Origin of the sequence: Ulvibacterium sp. (genome assembly GCF_965248315.1) — a bacterium.
Classification (GTDB): domain Bacteria; phylum Bacteroidota; class Bacteroidia; order Flavobacteriales; family Flavobacteriaceae; genus Ulvibacterium.
Window position 1 is genome coordinate 3,673,248 of the sequence record NZ_CBDFIX010000002.1, and the last position, 21,479, is coordinate 3,694,726.

Annotated in this window: 21 protein-coding genes; 16 read left to right on the forward strand and 5 right to left on the reverse strand. The window is 41.3% G+C overall.

The features are described 5' to 3' along the window. Window positions 1-14: 14 nt before the first annotated feature. Genes ribD through ACP2AF_RS17385 form a run of 4 tightly spaced genes read left to right on the forward strand, consistent with a single transcriptional unit; the run spans window position 15 to window position 3,120 of the window. The gene (gene ribD, locus ACP2AF_RS17370) at window positions 15-1,046 is read left to right on the forward strand and encodes a bifunctional diaminohydroxyphosphoribosylaminopyrimidine deaminase/5-amino-6-(5-phosphoribosylamino)uracil reductase RibD (RefSeq protein WP_425238043.1); all 1,032 of its coding nucleotides are present in this window, start codon (window positions 15-17) and stop codon (window positions 1,044-1,046) included. Beyond that, the gene (locus ACP2AF_RS17375) at window positions 1,039-1,662 is read left to right on the forward strand and encodes an HAD family hydrolase (protein WP_425237411.1); all 624 of its coding nucleotides are present in this window, start codon (window positions 1,039-1,041) and stop codon (window positions 1,660-1,662) included. Before ribD ends, ACP2AF_RS17375 begins: the two co-directional genes overlap by 8 nt. Then, on the forward strand, window positions 1,643-2,506 hold the full coding sequence (locus ACP2AF_RS17380) for an EamA family transporter (protein ID WP_425237412.1): 864 nt from the start codon (window positions 1,643-1,645) through the stop codon (window positions 2,504-2,506). Before ACP2AF_RS17375 ends, ACP2AF_RS17380 begins: the two co-directional genes overlap by 20 nt. Further along, entirely contained in the window at window positions 2,506-3,120 is a 615-nt protein-coding gene (locus ACP2AF_RS17385) for an IMPACT family protein (RefSeq protein WP_425237413.1), read from the forward strand. The genes ACP2AF_RS17380 and ACP2AF_RS17385 overlap by 1 nt, the downstream gene beginning before the upstream one ends. On the opposite strand, the gene ACP2AF_RS17390 is transcribed toward ACP2AF_RS17385, so the two are convergent. Beyond that, entirely contained in the window at window positions 3,117-3,518 is a 402-nt protein-coding gene (locus tag ACP2AF_RS17390) for an acyl-CoA thioesterase (protein ID WP_425237414.1), read from the reverse strand. The two genes, ACP2AF_RS17385 and ACP2AF_RS17390, sit on opposite strands and share 4 nt — an antisense overlap. 207 nt (window positions 3,519-3,725) lie before the next feature. Between ACP2AF_RS17390 and dnaA the strand changes: the two genes are divergently transcribed. Genes dnaA through ACP2AF_RS17405 form a run of 3 tightly spaced genes read left to right on the forward strand, consistent with a single transcriptional unit; the run spans window position 3,726 to window position 6,339 of the window. Beyond that, window positions 3,726-5,150, forward strand: coding sequence for a chromosomal replication initiator protein DnaA (dnaA, locus tag ACP2AF_RS17395; RefSeq protein WP_120711687.1), 1,425 nt, complete (start codon window positions 3,726-3,728; stop codon window positions 5,148-5,150). Window positions 5,151-5,156: 6 nt separating this feature from the next. Continuing rightward, window positions 5,157-5,606 carry a low molecular weight protein-tyrosine-phosphatase gene (locus tag ACP2AF_RS17400; RefSeq protein WP_425237415.1) on the forward strand — a complete coding sequence of 150 codons (450 nt, stop codon included), beginning with the start codon at window positions 5,157-5,159 and terminating at the stop codon, window positions 5,604-5,606. 19 nt (window positions 5,607-5,625) lie between these two features. After that, complete coding sequence (locus tag ACP2AF_RS17405; RefSeq protein WP_425237416.1) at window positions 5,626-6,339, forward strand: SAM-dependent methyltransferase; 714 nt, start codon at window positions 5,626-5,628, stop codon at window positions 6,337-6,339. Between the two features lie 58 nt (window positions 6,340-6,397). On the opposite strand, the gene ACP2AF_RS17410 is transcribed toward ACP2AF_RS17405, so the two are convergent. The 4 genes from ACP2AF_RS17410 to dapF form a co-directional block, all read right to left on the reverse strand. Further along, entirely contained in the window at window positions 6,398-7,027 is a 630-nt protein-coding gene (locus ACP2AF_RS17410; protein WP_425237417.1) for a hypothetical protein, read from the reverse strand. 145 nt (window positions 7,028-7,172) lie between these two features. Then, window positions 7,173-8,216 carry an endolytic transglycosylase MltG gene (mltG, locus tag ACP2AF_RS17415; RefSeq protein ID WP_425237418.1) on the reverse strand — a complete coding sequence of 348 codons (1,044 nt, stop codon included), beginning with the start codon at window positions 8,214-8,216 and terminating at the stop codon, window positions 7,173-7,175. Beyond that, window positions 8,216-8,737, reverse strand: a complete 522-nt coding sequence (locus tag ACP2AF_RS17420; RefSeq protein ID WP_425237419.1) for a GNAT family N-acetyltransferase — start codon at window positions 8,735-8,737, stop codon at window positions 8,216-8,218. Before ACP2AF_RS17420 ends, mltG begins: the two co-directional genes overlap by 1 nt. Beyond that, window positions 8,731-9,507 carry a diaminopimelate epimerase gene (gene dapF / locus ACP2AF_RS17425; RefSeq protein WP_425237420.1) on the reverse strand — a complete coding sequence of 259 codons (777 nt, stop codon included), beginning with the start codon at window positions 9,505-9,507 and terminating at the stop codon, window positions 8,731-8,733. The genes ACP2AF_RS17420 and dapF overlap by 7 nt, the downstream gene beginning before the upstream one ends. Before the next feature lie 135 nt (window positions 9,508-9,642). Between dapF and ACP2AF_RS17430 the strand changes: the two genes are divergently transcribed. The 9 genes from ACP2AF_RS17430 (at window position 9,643) to ACP2AF_RS17470 (ending at window position 21,452) form a co-directional block, all read left to right on the forward strand. Then, window positions 9,643-11,043 carry a S1C family serine protease gene (locus ACP2AF_RS17430; RefSeq protein ID WP_425237421.1) on the forward strand — a complete coding sequence of 467 codons (1,401 nt, stop codon included), beginning with the start codon at window positions 9,643-9,645 and terminating at the stop codon, window positions 11,041-11,043. 126 nt (window positions 11,044-11,169) lie between these two features. Continuing rightward, window positions 11,170-12,609 carry a glyceraldehyde-3-phosphate dehydrogenase gene (locus tag ACP2AF_RS17435; RefSeq protein WP_425237422.1) on the forward strand — a complete coding sequence of 480 codons (1,440 nt, stop codon included), beginning with the start codon at window positions 11,170-11,172 and terminating at the stop codon, window positions 12,607-12,609. Window positions 12,610-12,766: 157 nt separating this feature from the next. Further along, window positions 12,767-13,387 (forward strand): tRNA (guanine-N1)-methyltransferase, encoded by a 621-nt coding sequence (locus ACP2AF_RS17440; protein WP_425237423.1) that lies wholly within the window; start codon window positions 12,767-12,769, stop codon window positions 13,385-13,387. Window positions 13,388-13,439: 52 nt separating this feature from the next. Then, a complete protein-coding gene (locus tag ACP2AF_RS17445) occupies window positions 13,440-13,883 on the forward strand; it encodes a GNAT family N-acetyltransferase (RefSeq protein ID WP_425237424.1) in 444 nt (147 codons plus the stop codon). A gap of 20 nt (window positions 13,884-13,903) precedes the next feature. Continuing rightward, window positions 13,904-14,578 carry a tRNA (guanosine(37)-N1)-methyltransferase TrmD gene (trmD, locus tag ACP2AF_RS17450; RefSeq protein ID WP_425237425.1) on the forward strand — a complete coding sequence of 225 codons (675 nt, stop codon included), beginning with the start codon at window positions 13,904-13,906 and terminating at the stop codon, window positions 14,576-14,578. A gap of 147 nt (window positions 14,579-14,725) precedes the next feature. Next, window positions 14,726-15,076: a 50S ribosomal protein L19 gene (rplS, locus tag ACP2AF_RS17455; RefSeq protein ID WP_425237426.1), complete on the forward strand. Its 351-nt coding sequence runs from the start codon at window positions 14,726-14,728 to the stop codon at window positions 15,074-15,076. A gap of 713 nt (window positions 15,077-15,789) precedes the next feature. After that, on the forward strand, window positions 15,790-18,009 hold the full coding sequence (locus ACP2AF_RS17460) for an NADP-dependent isocitrate dehydrogenase (protein WP_425237427.1): 2,220 nt from the start codon (window positions 15,790-15,792) through the stop codon (window positions 18,007-18,009). 169 nt (window positions 18,010-18,178) lie between these two features. Beyond that, entirely contained in the window at window positions 18,179-20,554 is a 2,376-nt protein-coding gene (locus ACP2AF_RS17465; RefSeq protein ID WP_425237428.1) for a TonB-dependent receptor, read from the forward strand. A 4-nt stretch (window positions 20,555-20,558) separates the two neighbouring features. Then, window positions 20,559-21,452: a DUF4249 family protein gene (locus ACP2AF_RS17470; RefSeq protein ID WP_425237429.1), complete on the forward strand. Its 894-nt coding sequence runs from the start codon at window positions 20,559-20,561 to the stop codon at window positions 21,450-21,452. Window positions 21,453-21,479 lie beyond the last annotated feature (27 nt).

Sequence of the window (21,479 nt, forward strand, 5' to 3'; positions counted from 1 at the left end):
CCCATGAACGCTATATGCAACGCTGTATCCAATTGGCAAAAAATGGCTTGGGCACCACGGCGCCAAATCCTATGGTAGGCTGCGTCATCGTTCATAACAACAAAATTATCAGCGAAGGTTTTACGAGTCCTTACGGGGGACCCCATGCCGAGGTGAATGCTATTGAAGCCGTGCCAGATAAATCACTTTTACGGGAAGCTACACTGTATGTTACCTTGGAACCCTGTTCCCATTTTGGAAAGACGCCACCTTGCGCCGATTTGATTATCAAACATACCATCCCCAAGGTGGTTATAGGGGTTTTAGACCCCCACGACAAAGTTTCGGGAAAGGGAATTGAGCGATTACGGGATGCCGGCTGTGAAGTGGTCGTGGGCATTCTGGAGGAAAAGTGTAGGGAACATCATAAGCGTTTTTTGACCTATCATGAAAAGATGCGGCCCTATATCATCCTAAAATGGGCCCAAACCCTGGATGGCTACATTGCCCCGGATAAATCGGTTCGAAATACAGTTCCGGAACCCTATTGGATCACCAATACCCATTCACGTCAACGGGTACACCAATGGCGTAGTGAGGAGCAGGCCATTTTGGTAGGCACCCAGACCGTTTTGGAGGACAACCCTAAATTAGACGTTCGGCATTGGCAAGGCAAGCCCCCATTGCGGGTGGTTTTGGACCGAAATTTGAAAATCGGAGAGGATTTCCATGTCCTGGATGGTAGCATCCCAACCCTTCTCCTTACCTCGGTCTCTGACAGTTCCCGATATGTTGAAGGGATAACCTATGAAGTCCTTAACTTTTCCGCCGACCTGATGGAACAAATTTGTAAGGTTCTTTATAAGCATCAGATTTTAAGTGTTTTGATCGAAGGGGGTGCACAAACACTTCAAGCTTTTATCAATTCAGGTCTATGGGACGAGGCCCGGGTATTTACAGGTAACCGAGCCTTTAAAAATGGAATTGCCGCTCCAAAATTTTCAGGGAAACTTTTACAAACAGCTTCTATTGGCACGGACACTTTACATACCTATCAAAATGATTAAGAACATTATTTTAGACTTTGGAGACGTTTTTATCAATCTGGATAAAGAAGTCATTTTTAGGGAAATACCCAAATGGGGTGGCAATGGCCTTACCCAAGAATTGATGGCCTTGAACGAAAATTATGAAGTAGGCGGTATAAGTTCCGAAGAGTTTATCAACCAGCTGCAATCTGCCTATCCAAGGGCTTCGGCGGTTCAAATAACAGCCGTTTGGAACGCAATGTTGCTTGATTTTCCAGATGAGCGGTTGGAGTTTATTGAAGCACTCGCTCAAGAAAATCAATATCGGCTTTTCCTTCTAAGCAATACCAATGCCTTGCATATTCCCTATGTGGAGCAGATAATGGGAACACAAAAATACCTGCGGTTCAAGAATTCCTTCGAGCAATTCTATCTTTCGCATGAAATACACCTGAGAAAACCCAATGCGGAAATTTTCCAGTTCGTTCTTGACGAAAACGGGCTATTGCCCGAAGAAACTTTCTTTGTGGACGACACCGCGGAAAATACGGAAGCTGCTGAAAAAATGGGTATCTATACCTGGAACCTAAAAGTGGGGCAAGAGGATGTCCTTCAATTAAAAAGCAAAATACAGGATGCTCTATCTAGCTCTTAGTATACTTTTTTCCAGTCTCATTTTTGTCATCTTTAAACTTTTCTCGGTATATAAAGTGAATACCTTATATGCCATCATCATAAATTATATCATCGCCTTCGGGGTAGGAATTCTTTTTTATGAGGGGGATGTTGCCCTAAACGAGATTCCACAGAAATCATGGTTCTGGGGTACTTTGCTTTTGGGATGTCTTTTTATCGTAGTATTTAATCTTATGGCGGCTACGGCCCAGCGCGTGGGCGTGTCCGTAGCATCAGTAGCCACAAAAATGTCCTTGGTAGTTCCTGTGCTTTTTGGGGTGCTGGTTTATAGGGAACAACTGAGTACGTTACAGGTAATGGGTATTGTACTGGCCCTTGGGGCCGTGTATTTTGCTTCGGCAAAAGGAAAATCGATGACTTTGGGAAGATCTTCGCTTTGGTTACCGGTATTGGTCTTTTTGGGGTCGGGCATTATAGATACCAGTCTTAAATACGTTCAGGAAACCCATATAGAAGCAGATGAGTTTCCCTTGTTTTCGGCTACGGTCTTTGGGTCTGCCGCAGTAGTGGGCTTATTGCTTTTGATCATGAAAAGTTTTAAAACACCATTAAACTTGGGGTTGAAGGATATCCTAGGTGGTATTGCGCTTGGCGTGCCCAATTATTTTTCCATCTATTTTTTGCTCCATGCGCTGCAACATCCTAGCCTTAACAGTGCTTCGGTATTTACCATCAATAATGTGGCCATAGTTATGTTTTCCACAATTTTGGGAATTGCGCTTTTCAGAGAGCATATTAGTCCAAAGAATTGGGGTGGTATAGCTTTGGCCGTAGTCAGTATCGTTTTAGTCGCTCTATTTTGATGGAACAAAAACCCTACAGCTACAAAACTCTGGCCCGGCCCTCGGAGGCAGTGCTTTTTACAGACCGGAAAAGTAAGTTCTATGGATATGCCTTTCCCATAAACAAAATAGAAACAGTAAAACCATTAATCGAAGATTTATGGCAAAAGTATCCCAAGGCCAATCATGTTTGCTATGCCTGGCAATTGGGAGTGGAGAAGGTTCAATATCGTGCTAATGATGATGGGGAACCTAGAAATTCGGCCGGAGCTCCCATTTACGGACAACTACAGTCTTTTGAAGTCACCAATGCGCTGGTGGCGGTAGTACGAATTTTCGGAGGTGTCAAATTGGGTGTTGGCGGACTCATCCACGCCTACAGATCTGCGGCTCGGATGGCATTGGAGGCCTCCGTTGTAGTGGAGAAAAAAATAAAAATTCGTTTGAGGCTTATTTTTGATTACGCGGCATTGAATCAAGTAATGCAAATCATTAAGCGGCAAAAACTAGAGGTAATCTCCCAAACCTTGGAAATGGATTGTAGTATCATCATCTTGTCCGAGAAAAAGGATTTGGAAAACATCCTGAGCATTTTAAGGAGCATAAAGGGGCTGACCCTGGAGATATTGGTTTAGGAAATACCCAATTTTTCCAAAAGGTAACTTGGACATCTAAGGGGGCGTTTGGTGTTCTTGTCCATAAAGGCCAAAACGGTGTTTGCCGTAGCCAAAATTTCATCGGAATTCCGATAAATAACATAGTCGAATTCAATCCTTGCCATGGGCCTTTTTTTAAGTATGGTTTTAACTGTAATAAGGTCGTCATAAACCGCTGATTTTTTAAAGCTGATCTGCAAGGAAATTACAGGTAACAATATTCCATTTTCTTCCATGGACTTGTAGGAAATACCCAAGGACCTTAACCACTCGACCCTTCCCATCTCCAAATATTGCGGGTAGTTGCCGTGATAGACAATCCCCATTTGATCGGTTTCACTGTAACGAACGCGAAAAGAAATTTCGTAAAAATCCATATTTTTTCAACTAAAAAGTATATATTTAAATGCTTTGCATAAATAGCTCGGAACATGCAAAAAAAAAAGAGTAAATTCAAGGGGGATTGATTTTTTTTTTAGGATTATTGTTCACATATTTGTCCCACTCAGAAAGTATGGTTCGCTCCGACCAATTTTCGACCAACTAGCGAAGTCACTAACCAACAAAATAAGATAAACTTAGAAATGAGTGTTACTGCTAATTCCGTATGGAACAACTGTTTGGCCTTTATCGAAGATAATATCCAACCGCAGGCATTCAAAACTTGGTTCGAGCCGATAAAGCCGGTCAAATTAGCGGATAATGCGCTGAGCATTCAGGTCCCCAGTAAGTTTTTCTACGAATGGTTGGAGGAGCACTACGTAAAGCTCCTAAAGGTTGCCCTTACCAAAGAATTGGGAGAAACGGCCAAATTGGTCTACATCATACGTATGGAAAACACCTATGGCAACCGGGAGCCTTTTACGGAAAAGATACCCAGCTCCAATAGAAGTCATGTAGGTGCACAGGAAATGGATGTTCCTATTAAATCCAAAAATCCGGAATTACGAAATCCCTTTGTTATTCCCGGAATCCGAAATATAAAAATAGAATCGCAACTTAATCCCAACTATAATTTTGATAATTTTTTGGAAGGGGACTCCAATCGTTTGGCTCGTTCGGCCGGTATGGCCGTGGCCAACAAACCAGGAGGCACTTCCTTTAACCCACTTTTGGTATTCGGTGGCGTAGGCTTGGGAAAGACTCATTTAGCACATGCTATTGGGGTGGAAATTAAGGACAAATATCCGGAACGCACCGTACTCTATATTTCAGCTGAAAAATTTACGCAACAATATATTGAGTCGGTAAAAAAGAATACACGAAACGACTTTATCCATTTTTATCAGCTGATCGATGTTTTGATCATTGATGACGTACAATTCCTATCCGGAAAATCGGGTACGCAGGATGTATTCTTCCATATATTCAATCATCTGCATCAAAATGGAAAGCAGGTTGTCCTTACTTCGGACAAGGCCCCTGTAGATATGCAGGATATTGAACAGCGCCTGTTGTCCCGTTTTAAGTGGGGACTTTCCGCGGAATTGCAGAATCCCGATTACGAGACAAGAATTTCCATCCTTAAGAATAAATTGTACCGGGATGGAGTAGAAATGCCGGACGATATCGTGGACTATGTGGCCAAGCATATAAAGACCAACATCCGGGAACTGGAAGGGGCCATCATATCATTGATTGCCCAGTCTTCCTTCAACAAAAAGGAGGTGACCTTGGAACTTGCCCAACAGGTAGTTGAAAAATTCGTAAAGAACACCAAAAGGGAAGTGTCCATTGACTACATCCAAAAAGTGGTATCCGACTATTTTGAGATGGACGTTGCCACGTTACAATCCAAAACTCGGAAAAGACATATTGTCCAAGCAAGACAATTAGCCATGTTCTTCGCCAAAAAATTCACCAAGGCCTCTTTGGCCAGTATCGGTTCCCAAATTGGGAAACGTGATCATGCTACGGTATTACATGCCTGCAAGACCGTGGACAACCTTGCGGAAACGGACAAACAGTTCCGTAAATATATAGATGATCTAACCAAAAAGCTTTCCTGACCGTTTATGGCCACGAGGATATTAATGGTCTGCCTGGGAAATATTTGTAGGTCGCCATTGGCCGAAGGTATTTTACAAAGCAAAGTAGATCCCGAAAAAGTTGTTGTAGACTCTGCGGGCACAGGCAGTTATCATATAGGCAACCGGCCGGATGAACGAAGTATCGCGGTGAGCAGAAAATATGGAATTGACATTTCCCATCAACGATGCAGACAATTCTCAGCTAAGGATTTTGATGATTTCGACATCATTTACACCATGGATCATAGTAATTACAGAAACGTAATAGCATTAGCAAGAAATGAGGAGCAGGCCCAAAAGGTAAAAATGCTTTTGGAAGCAGGAGAATCTGAAATTCGGGAAGTTCCGGATCCCTATTATGGCCCTGGTGATGGTTTTGAAAAAGTGTTCCACCTTATTAACAAGGCCTGTTCCGAAATAGCGAGAAAACTATAAAACCAACCTTTAATTGCAAATGGCCAAGGCCGCAGGTAAATTGTATTTAATTCCATCCACCCTTGGGGATATTGCGCCTCTTGAGGTATTGCCCATTTCCATAAAACGAGCGATAGAGGACATCAATCATTACGTGGTGGAGAACGAAAAATCCGCTAGACGTTTTATTAAGAAAATAAGTCCTAGAAAACATCAGTCCAATTTAAGGATACAGGTTTTGAACAAGTACACGGAACCCCAAGAGATTCCCAGTTTTCTTTTGCCTTGTCTTGATGGTTTTGATGTAGGGGTCCTCTCAGAGGCTGGATGTCCTGGAATAGCAGATCCTGGCGCGGAGGTGGTCCGAATAGCCCATGAAAAGAATATCCGGGTTATCCCTTTGGTAGGGCCATCTTCCATAGTGTTGGCCATGATGGCCAGTGGTCTCAATGGTCAGAATTTTGCCTTTAACGGTTACTTGCCCATAGATGCTCCCGAACGGAAGAAAGAGATAAAACGGTTAGAGCGCCTCTCCATAGAGAAACAGCAGTCCCAACTATTTATTGAGACCCCTTACAGAAACGATAAACTGTTCGCCGAGCTTTTAAGGTCCCTTTCCATAAAAACACTTCTTTGTATTGCTACGGATATTACACTTCCTACCGAGTTTATCCTTACACAGTCCATTAGAGATTGGAAAAACAACATTGTGGAACTTCACAAAAGACCCACCATATTTATCATACAGGGCTAAAAAATAAGTCCGATCGTTTCCGACCGGACCTACCCATTTTCATATATAACTAATACTGTTAGATTTTTGGGTTACGTTTTGAAGCAACATAGGAAACATCGTAGCCCGAGAATTTTCTAATATAGTGGGCAATATTCGTTCCGTATTCATCTGCTACGTCAACTTGTCCGTAAGACCTAAGGTACTTTTTTACATTCCCGGGTCCTGCCAAATGTGCTGCCGCCAACATTCCGGATTCGGTGACCTCCACCCCTCCAATTCGCTTCCCTACAAACCGCTTTATATCCCTTCTAAGAATCCATTTGTTCCTGGACATATTGGTGTAGAACACTTTTTCCTGTAGAATGGGGTCGTTTAGAAAACGTGTGGCACTGTACACTCCCATAAGTTGAAGTGTTCCAATACCAAACTGATATTTTCCCAAATATCCTAGGGTATTGGTCGTAAAGTAATCCCCTTGCGACTCCTTGAAGGCCAAGGCCTCCTTAAAGCCAATATAGGAGCTTCCCAGAAAGGGAGGTGCGACCATAGCCGCAGTAATTGCAGTTTTGTTTTTGGGGAACAAAACTTTAGTAGGTTCATTTACTTTAAGGGTTTCCGGAACTTTCACCGTTGAGGTTTTACTTCCAAAACTCGTTAAAATAAAAAGTAAGATCAGGGGACAAAAAAAGATTATACCTCTTTTCATACCATGATTTTCTTAAGACTTACAGCCAAAAAGGCTTGCTTAAATTTCACGGGACAAAGATAAATCCCATTTCGTGGTTGTTTTCCAAGACTTTGTTAAAAATATCCAATTTTAGTTAACATGTCTTAAAAATTGGATTAGCCGCCTATCTCCGAATTTTTTGCGCGTTGATCCATCGGATATATTGCACCTTATTTCGGTTGTGTTGTGCCAGAGTCTCGGCAAATTTATGGTAGCCAAAATTCTCCACGTTGGCCACAAAGTAGTAATACTGGTGTTTTTCCGGATTTAAGACCGCGTTAATAGCGGAGATATCCGGCATGGTTATGGGTCCTGGAGGTAAACCTGCATATTTGTAGGTATTATATGGGGAATCCAGTTCCAAATCCTTATACAATACGCGTTTAATCACCATATCAAAGTCTCCGGCGTGCTTCTTCATGGCAAAGATTACCGTGGGGTCAGCTTGCAAGCGCATATTTTTGCGCAGTCTGTTCAAGTATAATCCCGCTACCTTGGGCCTTTCATCGATTTTAGCGGACTCCTTGTGCACAATGGAGGCCAAGGTTACCACTTCCTTTGGCGTAAGCCCCAATTCCTGGGCCCTTTCCAAACGTCCTTCATTCCAAAAGCGATTGTATTCCTTTAACATCCGTTCACGAAATTCCACTGCTGAAGTATTCCAAAAGAACTCATAGCTATTGGGGATATACATGCTTAGGCTGGAGTCTTCATTGAATTGATTGGACTTTAAAAATTCGTTATCTCTAAAAGCACGCGCCAATGAAACACTGTCCGCTTCGATTTGGGAGGCTACCCTACCTGCCAAATCTTCCAAAGTTTCTTGATTGTTAAAGGAAACCTTTACAGGCATATTGGCACTACGCAGGGAGTTAATGATTTCATTGTTGTTCATTCCCTTTTTAATGGCATATTTTCCTCCTTTAACATTGGCGGCATACCCCTTTCTTTTAGCAATCTGTTCAAAAGACACCAAATCTTTCAATAAGGGATCTAAAGTTTCCCGTACTTCCGCAAAGGACGCATCCGATTCTATGTAAACAAAGGCTTCATCATTAACAAAAGAGGTGTTTGGGGAGAAAATAGCGTTATATACTTTGTAGGCGAATATCCCTCCTACTACGAGGCCAATCAATACGATAGCCAATAAAATCCTTTTGATGTACATTATGTATTTATCTTTTGAAGTAAAACTTCATCCGTGTATCGCCCATTAAAAAAAATCCAGTCTTTCTTCACTCCTACCTTTTCAAACCCCATTTTCTCAAAAAGATACAAACTCTTTTCATTCTTGGGGGTTACATTGGCATACAATTGTCTTACATCCAGTACCGAAAATGCATAATCGCATAAAAGCCCCAATGTTTCGGCACCTATACCTTTGTCCCGCTCCCCCTCTACCAGAATAATTCCAATGCCCGCTCTTCTATTTTTAGGATCAAAATCAAACAAATCCACTAACCCTATAACCCTATCTTCTGTATTGCATATACATAAACGCAATTGCCTTACATCATAAATATCACGATGGGCGTTTTCCAAATACTGCTTTAAAACAAATTTGGAATATGGGGTTGTGGTTCCACTGATTTCCCAAACCTCTGGATTATTTTCCAATTGGTATAAAAATTCCAAATCCTCTGGTTCCAGAGCCCGCAAATAGATTTGTTTTCCCTTAAGGTTCAACATTCAATTTCCCCTTTAAAGACCCTTTTGGCAGGACCGATGAGATAAACATTGGTGTACTTCCCGTCATTTACGTCAAAGGTCACCTTAAGTTCTCCTCCTTGAGTCTGTATGCTTGCCTTATTGTGCTGTAATCTTCCTGTGCTGTGCAAAGCCAGAGCTACAGCGGTAACCCCGGTACCACAGGATAGTGTCTCATCCTCAACACCCCTTTCATAAGTCCTTACCGCAAATGAGCTGTTCTCCGTGGGTTCCACAAAATTGATATTACTTCCAGGCTTTCCATAAATACTATAGCGCAACCTTGCCCCTTCCTTGTATACCTGAAAATCGGACAGACCTTGAACCCATTGTACGTGGTGGGGCGATCCCGTATCTAGGAAAATGGCATTTGGCTTCTGCCTTATGTCCGACACATCCTGCATCTTCAGGCTTACAACATTCCCCTCGATACTCGCTGTGTGAATGCCATCTGCCGCAGTAAAACGCATTTCATCATCAATCAGCCCCAAATGTTTCGCAAAGGCTACAAAACACCTTCCACCGTTACCACATAGACTGCCCTCGTTTCCATCGGCATTGTAGTACACCATTCCAAAACCGGAATCTTGATCTCCTTCCAGTAAAATAAGTCCGTCAGCGCCAATCCCAAATCTTCTATCACATAAGGAAGAAACCAAATTGGAATCCTTTTTAGGGAAAGTTTTCTGGCGATTATCAATCATCACAAAATCGTTCCCAGTTCCCTGATATTTGTAAAAAGTAAGTTTCATATCACTATTTGCAGTACAAAGATATGACTTTATTTAAGCTAATTTTGGGAGTTAAAAAGTCGTTAAACGAATACCAATACATTTGGAATTCTGTTAATTTTATGCCGTATTTTAAAATTTTAAGAAAAATTACGCATGAAAAAAATAGGAAGTTCTTTATTGGTTGCCATTTTTGCAGGGGTAATTACCCTAGGTGCTTATAAACTCTTTTTTGAAAAGACCAGCTACGCAGTGGTTTCAGAAAATAATGAAACACCAATTTTTGCGACTAGCACAAGCTATACCCCAACATCTGCCAAAGGCTCCGGTATCAACGAAGTGGATTTCACCATTGCAGCGGAAAATACGGTAAACGCCGTGGTGCACGTAAAAAACCTGACCTTGAGCAGGGAGCCCAGTAGCCTGTTCGACTTTTTCTACGGATCAGGAGGGAGCCAAAAAGCACAAGTAGGTTCCGGGTCCGGAGTTATTATTACTCCAGATGGCTATATCGTTACCAATAATCATGTAATTAAAAATGCAAGTCAATTACAGATAACATTGAATAACAACACAACATACGATGCGGAACTTATTGGTGCCGACCCCAATTCTGACATTGCCTTGCTAAAAATAGATGCAGACCGCTCCCTACCTTATTTGGCCTTTGGGGACTCCAATGACACTAAAATCGGTGAATGGGTTTTGGCCGTAGGCAACCCTTTTAACCTTACTTCCACCGTTACCGCCGGAATTGTAAGTGCAAAGGCTAGGGCTTTGGGAAAAGCCGACCAATCCTTTATTCAAACGGATGCTGCGGTAAACCCCGGGAATAGTGGTGGGGCATTGGTAAATACCAATGGAGACCTCATTGGTATAAATACAGCAATAACCTCACAGACAGGTTCCTATGTAGGATATTCCTTTGCAGTTCCCAGTAATATTGCCAAAAAAGTAGTTGAGGATATCATGGAATATGGTAATGTTCAAAAAGGTCTGTTGGGGATTACTCCAATCCGTCTAAATACACCTTACGCCACTGAGAAAGGCATAAAAAATATCGATGGGGTTTATATTGATGGCATTGAAAAAGGAATGGGTGCTGATGAAGCAGGCCTGCAACGCGGGGATATCGTAAAGCAAATCGATAACATTCAAGTACATAAATTACCCGATTTAACCGGATATGTTTCTACCAAAAGACCTGGGGACAAAGTAGAGGTAATCGTTGATCGTGATGGGAAAACCCTACAAGTTGAGGTCTTACTCAAGGAAAGACAAACCTTGATAGTTCCCATTATGGGATTTGAGGTAAAGAATCTTACCGATCAAGATAAAAAACGGTTTAGGACTAAAAAAGGCGTAAAAATTGTCGGGGTCCCTGAAACCTACCGTGGATATGGATTGTACGGCAAGATATTACTTGCCGTAGATGGTGAGGAAATTAATGATATACAGGAAGCTCGAACCCTATTTGGCGGCATTAGCAGATATGGTAAAACAAGCATTACCATGCTAAACGAGGATGGGGAAAGGGAACGCCTCATCTTTCAATAAAATAGCTTCGATTAAAAAAACGCCCCTTTAAAGGGGCGTTTTTTTATTGCATTTTTGCGCATTACTACCTTGAAAATCAGTATTTTTGCAGGGTACATACGTCTTATATGTTCAAAACTCCCCCCAATGGAACATACGAAATCTTACGAAAAAGAATTGGCTTTTCAAGCTGATAGAAGAAAGGCCACCACCGAATTCATTAAGATAATAAGTGATTTGTGGTATGATAAGGCCATTGAAGTGGTTTTGTTCCAAAATCAAACTATCGATAAAAACGTAAGTGACATCATTCACTTGCATGAATATGCCGGTGAATTTGTACAAAAACCAATTTCGATTTTTGATTCCCTGGAAATCCTAAGGGCCATAAACGATTTAAAGTTGCCCCCGTCCAAGTTGGATATAGGAAAGCTTACGTATGAGTACCATTCGGACGAAAACAACTTCCAGGACGTAAAGTCCTTCGTTATAGACAAATTGAAGGGAGCAGGGAAAAGCAAGCGCCAGCAGCCTAAAAATGTTGTTCTCTATGGTTTTGGAGGAATTGGAAGATTACTGGTACGAGAGCTTATGGCAAGGACCGGAAAAGGCGACCAGTTGCAATTGAAAGCTATTGTTGTAGGCGAAGAGCTAAATGCCAAGGCTTTGGCGAAAAATGCCGATCTGCTATGTATGGATTCCGTATATGGAAGGTTTATGGGTACGGTAGACATTGATCTGGAAAATAATCTACTGATAGTAAATGGGACACCGGTATATTTTATCCAAGCCGAAAAACCGGAAGATATAGACTATACGAAATATGGGATCTCCAATGCTTTGGTCATAGACAATACGGCTTCGTTCCGCTGCCAACGTGAACTCAGCAGACACTTGAAATCCAAAGGAGTGAATAGGGTTTTACTCGCTGCCCCGGGCAAGGAAGTACCAAACATCGTATACGGGGTGAATCACCACGATTATAACCCGAATAATACCAACATGTATTCCGCAACTTCCAGCACCGCAAACGCCATTACGCCTATTCTTAAGGTTTTGGAGGACTCATTAGGTATTAAAAAAGGGCATTTGGAATTCATCCATACCTGTACCAATGATATGGGCAATACATCAGAAAAATATAATCGTAGAGGAATCGGGGCGCCGCACATGGTCATTACAGAAACGAGTGAAGAGTTAGCTGCGGCAAAGGTTCTACCCTCCTTAAAAGGTAAACTTACCTCTAATGTCATACAGGTACCGGCCCCAAATGGTTCGTTGGCCATTTTAAATCTGGAGGTAAAAAACAGGACTTCTTTGGACGGCATAAATACCATAGTAAAGAAGTATGCACTAGAAGGCGATTTGGTTGAACAAATTAAATATTCCCTCAATAAACAAATGGTGTGCTCGGATATGGCAGAAACTTCGGCCCCTGCTATTTACGACAGCAGTGCGACCATAGTTTCAGGAAATGGGAAAAACATCGTATTGTATATCTGGTATGACAATGCGTATGGTTATACACACCAGATTATACGGCTTGCCAAGTATATAGCCAAGGTAAAAAGGTATACCTATTACTGATCAGGATTACACTAGCAGTGTAAACATCTTGATTACGCTGGGGAAATTCTGTACATACCCTACCTAATCATCAAATTTTTTTCTTAATTAATAATATTGGGTTACTTTAGTCCCACTCTAAATCATTAATTTAACATTACTTAAGAATTACTTAAACATGAGAAGTTTTAAGATACTGTTTACCATTATGGTCTTATTTGCATTTCACCTACAATTTGCACAGGATCAAGGCACTCAACCGGAATTGTCCTTGGACAAAGGTCCGATAGACAATCAATTCGAATTTGTATATAAAAAATCAGGAAATTACCGTGCTGATGGCAAACGGTATGAAGTTGTGCGTGTTATCTCTTTGGATAAGCTCCGTAAAAATGTTCTGGACACCTTGGAATCCTATAATAAAAGGGCCAATGAACTTAGAGCCACCATCTCTGGACACGAGACGACCATAGCATCCTTGAACAAAAAATTGGATGAGACTACCAACAGCCTTACCACCGTTACAGGAGAAAAGGACAGTATGTCATTTTTGGGCATCCAAGTTTCCAAGGGAACCTATAATTTTATCTTATGGACGGTTATACTCGGGCTTTTGCTTTTGCTGTTGTTGTTTATCTATAGATTCCGGAAAAGTAATATTCTGACCCAAGAGGCCAAACAAAATCTTTCTGAATTGGAGACGGAGTACGAAGATCACAGAAGAAGGGCCTTGGAGCGCGAACAGAGGATTAGCAGGCAATTACAGGACGAAATCAACAAATACAAAAAATCCAAATAAGGCGCTACTTTGGTATTTGCAATGCCTGTGCCTCGGCTTATTCGAATAATTAATGCTGTCTATAGTTAAAGCCGATAAGACCCATATGCCCCTAATCGTTCCTTTATTCGATGGGTATCGGTTGTTTTATGGTAAGCAGTCCAACTTGACCGCTGCCCGGAAGTTCCTAGAAGAAAGGTTTGATCGTAACGAATCGGTACTATTTCTTGCCTTGTATCAGGAAAAACCTGTTGGCTTCACTCAATTATATACTACATTTTCTTCTGCCTCCCTACAGCCCTTTTTTATTCTCAACGATTTGTATGTAGACAAGTCTTTTAGAAAGATGGGAATTGGCGAGGCCCTTTTGCAGACGGCAAAAGAGCACTGTTTGAAATTGGGTTATAAAGGGCTGGCTTTGGAAACGGAAACGGACAATCCCGCTCAAAAGTTATACGAACGATTGGGCTGGAAAAAGGATTCGCGTTGGTTTCATTACTTTTGGACTCCGGAATAGATCCATAAAATTAATTCCCAATGCGTATCGATATCATTACCGTTCTACCAGAACTACTTCGTAGTCCTTTTGAGGCCTCCATCTTAAAAAGGGCCATAGAGAAAGGACTGGTAGAGGTGCATTTTCATAATCTAAGGGACTACACGGACCATAGTTACAACCAAGTGGATGACTACCAATTTGGTGGAGGTGCGGGAATGGTACTAATGATAGAACCAATTGACCGATGTATCTCTGCCCTTAAGTCGGATCGCGAATATGATGAGGTAATCTATATGACGCCCGATGGTAAAACATTGAATCAAAAAATGGCCAACGGACTATCCCTACTAAAGAATGTTATCTTGCTATGTGGTCACTATAAGGGAGTTGATCAAAGGGTAAGGGACACCATGATCACCAAGGAGATTTCCATAGGGGATTATGTATTATCCGGTGGTGAGTTGGCAGCCGCTGTTCTATGCGATACCATCATCAGATTGATTCCCGGTGTACTCAACAACGAAACTTCGGCCTTGACGGATACCTTCCAGGACAATCTTCTCGCTCCACCGGTGTATACCAGACCGTCCGAGTACAAAGGGATGAAGGTCCCTGAAGTTCTCTTGAGTGGTAACTTCCCAAAAATTGAGCGTTGGCGGGAAGAAGAGGCCTTAAAGAGAACGGAAAATCTTAGACCGGACCTCTTGGAATAGTATAGCATTAGGTTGTGCGCCCCCATTAAAATTTATAAGGAATAGCTTGTAGTTTCTAATTTATAAACTATTTTTGCACACTGTTAAATTAACCTCTGACGAAAATCGTGAATGTTGATTTAAAAAATACAATAAAGATAAGAGACCATGGAGTCACTACTAAAATTTGTTGAAAACGAATTTGTTCCTAAAAATGAATTTCCGGAGTTTTCCGCAGGAGATACCATTACGGTATACTATGAAATAAAGGAAGGTGAAAAGACACGTACCCAGTTTTTTAGGGGAGTTGTAATACAGCGAAGAGGTTCTGGGACAACCGAGACCTTTACCATTCGCAAAATGTCCGGTACAGTCGGTGTAGAGCGAATATTCCCAATTCACATGCCCGCCCTACAAAAGATTGAAATAAACAAAAAAGGCAAGGTACGCCGAGCACGAATCTTTTATTTCAGAGGCCTTACCGGTAAAAAAGCAAGGATAAAGGAAATTCGGTCATAGAACTTTTGAAAAATTATAAAATAGAGCCCTTTCCATGTATGAGTGGAAAGGGTTTTTTGTTTATGAACAATTGTTAATAATAATAGTTCATATCATGTTGATTTTTAATTTCTTACGAATTTTTGCAATTACGGATAATTGTGGTATATTTAAGTGTGAGTTAAAGGAAATATTTGGAGAAATATGAGTTTAATTCACTATAAAGTTTACGTTCTTTATATTGTTGTTTAGCTGTATTGGAATTTTGAGTTGCAATGTGAATTGCTTCCAGTTTTTTAATTAGGCGAGCATAATAGCCGAGGGCTGTCGCTCTTGGCAGATTTATGTGGATGTTCTTTACGTTAAATGCAAAGTCTCGGCTCTGTATTTAAGATAAGTCCATTAAAATAACAAAAAGAAACATGGAGTAGTTGCTTGGTTTGATAATTAAGAACAAAAGATGTTTCAAACGTTTGAGCAGTGATGTAAATGCAGTCAATGGCTGCGGTTTTGTTGTAAATACAAAGCACAAGGTTTACGAACTGTTTCTAGAAAGCCATGTCAATGTATCCGTACAATGATATGGCTTTTGTTCTTTGTTATAAATCCTGCCCTACCCCATGTATATCTCTCGACCTATGTTTCAATTGCCCATGGATAAATCAAATTTTGCTGCCCGCTAGGCATGTTTAAAATTGTATATTTGCTCCGCTTAATACAAAACGAGAGTTTAAATGCCAAAAATTTTATATACCCAAACTGATGAGGCTCCGGCCTTGGCCACCCAATCCTTTCTTCCCATAGTAAAAGCGTATGTTAAAACATCCGGAATAACCATTGAAACCAAGGATATTTCCTTAGCAGGACGGATTATTGCGAAGTTTCCGGATTTTTTAAGTCCGGATTTACAACTACCCGATAATCTTCAAGAACTCGGAAATTGGGCCAAAAATCCAGAAGCCAATATTATTAAATTACCCAACATTAGTGCGTCTATTCCACAACTAAAGGAGGCCATTGAAGAGCTTCAAGGTAAGGGATATTCCCTACCGGATTACCCTGACGAGCCCAAAAACGAAAGGGAAAAAGAAATTAAATCCCGCTATGATGGAATTAAGGGTAGTGCGGTAAATCCAGTATTACGTGAAGGAAATTCGGATCGCAGGGCTCCAAGAGCCGTTAAGAATTATGCCAAGAAGAATCCTCATCCCATGGGAGCTTGGAACCCGGATTCCAATACCCATGTAGCTACAATGAACCAAGGGGACTTCAAATCCAATGAAAAATCCTTGACCTTGGTCCACGCTACGGATGTGAAGATAGAATTGCTGAAAAACGACGGTTCATCCATTGTGCTAAAAGATAAAATTTCACTCCTGGAAAAGGAAATTATCGACGCCACGGTAATGCGAAAAAAAGCCTTGGTTACATTTTTAGAAGAACAGGTAAGGGATGCCAAGGAGAAGGGGGTATTGTTTTCCCTTCACATGAAAGCCACAATGATGAAGGTCTCGGACCCCATTATCTTCGGACATGCGATGAAGGTTTTCTTTGCGGAAGTCTTTGAAAAACATGGAGATACATTTGAAACCCTTGGCGTGAGTGCCAACGATGGATTGGAAAATCTCCTCAACAAATTAAAAGACCTTCCTCAAGATCAAAGGGCAGAAATTGAATCCGATATTGAAAAAACCATTGCCGAGGGGCCGGATTTGGCCATGGTAAATTCCGATAAGGGAATTACCAATCTTCATGTACCTAGCGATATCATTATTGATGCCTCAATGCCCGCAATGATTCGTAATTCCGGCCAAATGTGGGACTCAGAGGGCAAATCAAAAGATACGAAGGCTGTAATACCGGATAGTAGTTATGCCGGAATTTATGAGGCTACTATAGCGTTTTGCAAAGAAAATGGTGCTTTTGACCCCAAAACCATGGGCACTGTTCCAAATGTTGGGCTAATGGCCCAAAAGGCCGAAGAATATGGGTCTCATGACAAAACTTTTGAAATTCCATCCGATGGTATTGTAAAGGTAATCGACCTAAATTCAAATGAAACATTGCTTCAACATACCGTTGAACAGGGTGATATTTGGCGTATGTGCCAGGTAAAAGACGCTCCTATACAAGATTGGGTGAAATTAGCCGTGTCACGTGCCAAGGCCACCCAAAACCCAACTGTATTTTGGTTGGACAAAGATCGGGCCCACGATGTCGAATTAATCAAGAAAGTCAATGAATACCTTCCACTTCATGATACAACAGGGTTGGATATAAGAATCCTATCCCCCATTGAGGCCACAAAATTTACCTTACAACGTTTAAAGGAAGGCGAAGATACTATTTCGGTCTCTGGAAATGTATTACGGGACTACCTTACCGATCTTTTCCCAATATTGGAAGTAGGAACCAGTGCCAAGATGTTGTCCATAGTACCTCTAATGAATGGAGGAGGTCTTTTTGAGACCGGTGCCGGAGGTTCTGCACCCAAACATGTTGAACAATTTTTAGAAGAGGGCCATCTGCGTTGGGATTCTCTGGGAGAATTTCTTGCCCTTGGCGTTTCCCTAGATTTTTTTGGAGAAAAGAACAATAACGAAAAGGCCCGCATACTTGGAGACGCTTTGGACACGGCTACCGAAGTATTCCTCGAAAATAATAAGGCACCTTCCAGGAAGGTAAATGAACGTGATACGCGAGGAAGCCATTTTAAGCTTGCCATGTACTGGGCTCGGGCGTTGGCCGATCAAAATAGGGACCTGGAATTAAAGGCTATCTTTACGACCATTGCAAAGGAAATGGAGGAGAACGAGCTGAAGATTAAAAACGAGTTATTGGCGGCCCAAGGAAGTCCGCAGGATATTGGTGGTTACTACAAACCTGATTATGAAAAGGTTTCCGATGTTATGCGGCCAAGTACCACATTAAATGAAATCCTTTCGACAATTTAGGAAATATGTAAATGTTGTTATCCAAAGGTGCTGGGCTCCTAGATTGATCCTCTAAAAAAATGTTAACATTTCTCCAGATAGAACAATGCTGGTAGATTTTTCGTCTAAAGAAATGTTAACATTTTCCCGGTCGGTTTTTTTCTCTTTACATTTAAAAAAAATTGCCTGAATGAATCGACTTTCGAGAACGCTTTTGTTTGTTCTTTTCTGTTTTTCCTTTTTTACCTATGCACAACAAAAATTCACCTTAAGCGGTACCATCTCGGAAGCGTCCAGTAATGAGACTCTTATCGGGGTAACCATAGTGGTTCCTGAACTGGGAACAGGCGTTACCACCAATGAATACGGCTTCTTTTCCATTACTCTTCCCGAAGGTGAATACGACGTCTTGGTGAGTTATTTGGGCTTTCAGGATATCGTTACGAAAATTTCATTATCCGAAAACCAAAAATTCAATTTCCAAATGGTGGAGGAAATGGAGCAACTGGAAGAGGTTGTTGTTACGGAAAATGCCGAAAAACTGGATATAAAAAAACCACAGATGAGTGTAAACACCTTATCTGTTGGAACCATTAAAAAAATCCCTGTAATCCTTGGGGAGGCCGATGTAATTAAATCCATTCTTCTGCTGCCTGGGGTAACCAATGCTGGTGAAGGGGCATCCGGTTTTAATGTCCGGGGCGGAGCGGTAGATCAGAATCTAATATTATTGGACGAAGCGATTATATTTAACTCTTCCCATCTTTTTGGTTTTTTCTCGGTATTTAATCCGGATGCCATCAAGGATATTAAGCTGTATAAAGGAGGAATCCCCGCCAGATATGGTGGTAGGGTGTCTTCGGTACTGGACATTTTTCAAAAAGAGGGTAATAGTAAGGAACTCAAAATAAACGGGGGCATAGGGGCTGTGGCCAGTCGCCTGCTTGTAGAGGCTCCAATAATAAAGGACAAGGCTGCATTTCTAATAGGGGGTCGAGCCTCTTATGCACATCTTTTCCTGCCGTTATTTGATATTGACAATACGGCCTATTTCTTTGACCTGAACACCAAAATCAATTTTAAGCTAAACGATAGGAACAACTTGTACCTATCTGGATATTTTGGCCGGGATGTTTTTGGAATCAGTGACAATTTTGTAAATACCTATGGTAATTCAGTGGGTAATTTAAGGTGGAACCATCTATTTTCGGACAAACTCTTCTCCAACCTATCGCTTATCTATTCCGATTACTATTATGGTTTAAAGCTTGATTTTGTGGGCTTTAATTGGAATTCGGGTATTCAGAATTTCAATATCAAATATGACCTTAAACATTATATCAGCGATAAATTGCAGATCAATTATGGAGTGAATAATATCTACTATCGATTTAATCCTGGGAAAATAGAACCAAGTAACACGAATTCAGGAATTGTAGAAGATCAATTAACAGAGAAGTACGCTAATGAATTTGCGGCCTACGTAGATTTTGAACACCAGGTAACCGAAAACCTTAGCCTTGGTTATGGATTCAGGTTTAGCAATTTTATTCGCCTGGGACAGGATGAACTATTAGTTTATGAGGATGATAATCCCGTGTTTTTCAATCCTCTATCCTTAATCTATCAAGAAGCTATTCCGATAGATGTCACTAATCCCGGTAGAAGCAGTAGTTTAGCTACTTTTAATAATTTTGAACCTCGTTTTTCGCTGGCCTATACCTTAAACCCAAACAGCTCTATAAAGGCCAGCTATACACGTTTGGCACAATATCTACATCTGCTCTCCAATACTAGCTCCCCTACCCCATTGGATGTCTGGACCCCGAGTGGACCATTTGTAAAACCACAATTGTTGGATCAATATGCCCTAGGCTTTTTTAGAAATATAAACGAAGGGGAATATGCACTGGAGGTAGAAGCTTTTTACAAGGACATACAGAATCGTATAGACTATATTGATGGTGCCAACCTTATTGCCAACGATGCCATAGAACAAGTAATCCTGAACGGTACGGCCCGCGCGTATGGTCTTGAGTTTCTGTTGCGAAAAAATGAAGGCAACTTTCAGGGCTGGCTGGCTTATACCCTTTCCAAATCGGAACAGCGTACCCCAGGACGAACACCAGAAGAAACAGGCATCAACAATGGGGATTGGTACAGAACTCCCTTTGATAAGACACATGATATATCCTTTTTTGGAAGTTATAAATTGAATGAAAAGTGGAGTTTCAATACTAATTTTGTCTATCAAACAGGTCAACCTACCAACTATCCCATAGGCCAGTTTGAATTTCAAGGGCTCACCGTCCCTTTTTATGGCCCTCGGAATGCAGAACGTTTGCCCGCCTATAATCGATTGGACCTTTCGGCTACGCTTACCCCTCGTAAAAACAAGAACAGAAGGGTAAAGGGCGAATGGGTCTTTAGTATTTACAATGTGTACAATAGAAGAAACGCCGCATCTATAAATTTCCAAAGAAATGTGGATACAGGCGTTAATGAAGCCATACGTACCTCCATATTTGGTGTGGTACCCGCGGTTACCTATAATTTTAAATTTTAAGACTATGAAAAAAATTGGGTTTCTTTGGTTGGTAATCCTAATTTTGGTCGGGTGTGAGGACGTCGTAGAAGTAGATCTTCCAGAAGTTGATTCGCGTCTTTTTGTGGATGCTTTTATGCGAATAGACGAAAATGATCCGATTACTCAAATCCGCGTTAATGCCGGACTTACCAGTTCTTTCTTTGATGATGTTCCACCTGCGGATCTGCAGGACATTACTATTGTAAATCTTGATCAACCTAGCGGCCCAGGTATTCCAAGTTTTGTTACACTTTCCCAAACAGGTCCAGGAGTATACGAAGCGCAGGAGAGTACTTCATTTTTTACTTCAGGGCGATTGCTACTCTCCATAACCCATGAGGGTCAAAGCTATGCAGCACTTACGAATTACATTCCGGCCGTTCCCATTGAACAAGTTTCCCAAGGTGATCAAACTCTTTTTAGTGGGGACGAAACCGAAATAATAATCTCTTTTATAGATGCACCGGATAGGGAGGATTATTATTTGTTCGATCTGGATTTTAACGAATACCTGGTTACGGAGGACCTTTTTTATCCGGGCCAGCGATTCGAGTTCTCCTATTTTTATGATGATGGTCTGGATGAAGGACAAGAATTACAAATAAGTCTAATGGGGGTAGATATCGGGTTTTACAATTATATGAACCAACTCATTGTGCAAAGTGGTGGGGACCAAGGTCCTTTTCAGACGCCAACGGCTACAGTTCGTGGTAACATTATTAATGTTACTGGCGTTGATATTGATGCTATTGATTTTGAGAATATCAATTCCTTGGAAGAATTGGAAGGTATAGATCCGGAGAATGTCAGAGAGGGATTTCCTCTAGGCTATTTTGCCGTAAGCCAAACTTACAGCTCATCAATAATCATTGAGTAGACATCAAGGTTTTTTCTATTTTTAATT

What these genes read in the sequence shown, in the direction of transcription:
- ribD (WP_425238043.1), top strand. Translation starts at nt 15, where the DNA reads ATGCAACGCTGTATCCAATTGGCAAAAAATGGCTTGGGCACCACGGCG.
- ACP2AF_RS17375 (WP_425237411.1), top strand. Translation starts at nt 1,039, where the DNA reads ATGATTAAGAACATTATTTTAGACTTTGGAGACGTTTTTATCAATCTG.
- ACP2AF_RS17380 (WP_425237412.1), top strand. Translation starts at nt 1,643, where the DNA reads ATGCTCTATCTAGCTCTTAGTATACTTTTTTCCAGTCTCATTTTTGTC.
- ACP2AF_RS17385 (WP_425237413.1), top strand. Translation starts at nt 2,506, where the DNA reads ATGGAACAAAAACCCTACAGCTACAAAACTCTGGCCCGGCCCTCGGAG.
- ACP2AF_RS17390 (WP_425237414.1), bottom strand. Translation starts at nt 3,518, where the DNA reads ATGGATTTTTACGAAATTTCTTTTCGCGTTCGTTACAGTGAAACCGAT.
- dnaA (WP_120711687.1), top strand. Translation starts at nt 3,726, where the DNA reads ATGAGTGTTACTGCTAATTCCGTATGGAACAACTGTTTGGCCTTTATC.
- ACP2AF_RS17400 (WP_425237415.1), top strand. Translation starts at nt 5,157, where the DNA reads ATGGCCACGAGGATATTAATGGTCTGCCTGGGAAATATTTGTAGGTCG.
- ACP2AF_RS17405 (WP_425237416.1), top strand. Translation starts at nt 5,626, where the DNA reads ATGGCCAAGGCCGCAGGTAAATTGTATTTAATTCCATCCACCCTTGGG.
- ACP2AF_RS17410 (WP_425237417.1), bottom strand. Translation starts at nt 7,027, where the DNA reads ATGAAAAGAGGTATAATCTTTTTTTGTCCCCTGATCTTACTTTTTATT.
- mltG (WP_425237418.1), bottom strand. Translation starts at nt 8,216, where the DNA reads ATGTACATCAAAAGGATTTTATTGGCTATCGTATTGATTGGCCTCGTA.
- ACP2AF_RS17420 (WP_425237419.1), bottom strand. Translation starts at nt 8,737, where the DNA reads ATGTTGAACCTTAAGGGAAAACAAATCTATTTGCGGGCTCTGGAACCA.
- dapF (WP_425237420.1), bottom strand. Translation starts at nt 9,507, where the DNA reads ATGAAACTTACTTTTTACAAATATCAGGGAACTGGGAACGATTTTGTG.
- ACP2AF_RS17430 (WP_425237421.1), top strand. Translation starts at nt 9,643, where the DNA reads ATGAAAAAAATAGGAAGTTCTTTATTGGTTGCCATTTTTGCAGGGGTA.
- ACP2AF_RS17435 (WP_425237422.1), top strand. Translation starts at nt 11,170, where the DNA reads ATGGAACATACGAAATCTTACGAAAAAGAATTGGCTTTTCAAGCTGAT.
- ACP2AF_RS17440 (WP_425237423.1), top strand. Translation starts at nt 12,767, where the DNA reads ATGAGAAGTTTTAAGATACTGTTTACCATTATGGTCTTATTTGCATTT.
- ACP2AF_RS17445 (WP_425237424.1), top strand. Translation starts at nt 13,440, where the DNA reads ATGCTGTCTATAGTTAAAGCCGATAAGACCCATATGCCCCTAATCGTT.
- trmD (WP_425237425.1), top strand. Translation starts at nt 13,904, where the DNA reads ATGCGTATCGATATCATTACCGTTCTACCAGAACTACTTCGTAGTCCT.
- rplS (WP_425237426.1), top strand. Translation starts at nt 14,726, where the DNA reads ATGGAGTCACTACTAAAATTTGTTGAAAACGAATTTGTTCCTAAAAAT.
- ACP2AF_RS17460 (WP_425237427.1), top strand. Translation starts at nt 15,790, where the DNA reads ATGCCAAAAATTTTATATACCCAAACTGATGAGGCTCCGGCCTTGGCC.
- ACP2AF_RS17465 (WP_425237428.1), top strand. Translation starts at nt 18,179, where the DNA reads ATGAATCGACTTTCGAGAACGCTTTTGTTTGTTCTTTTCTGTTTTTCC.
- ACP2AF_RS17470 (WP_425237429.1), top strand. Translation starts at nt 20,559, where the DNA reads ATGAAAAAAATTGGGTTTCTTTGGTTGGTAATCCTAATTTTGGTCGGG.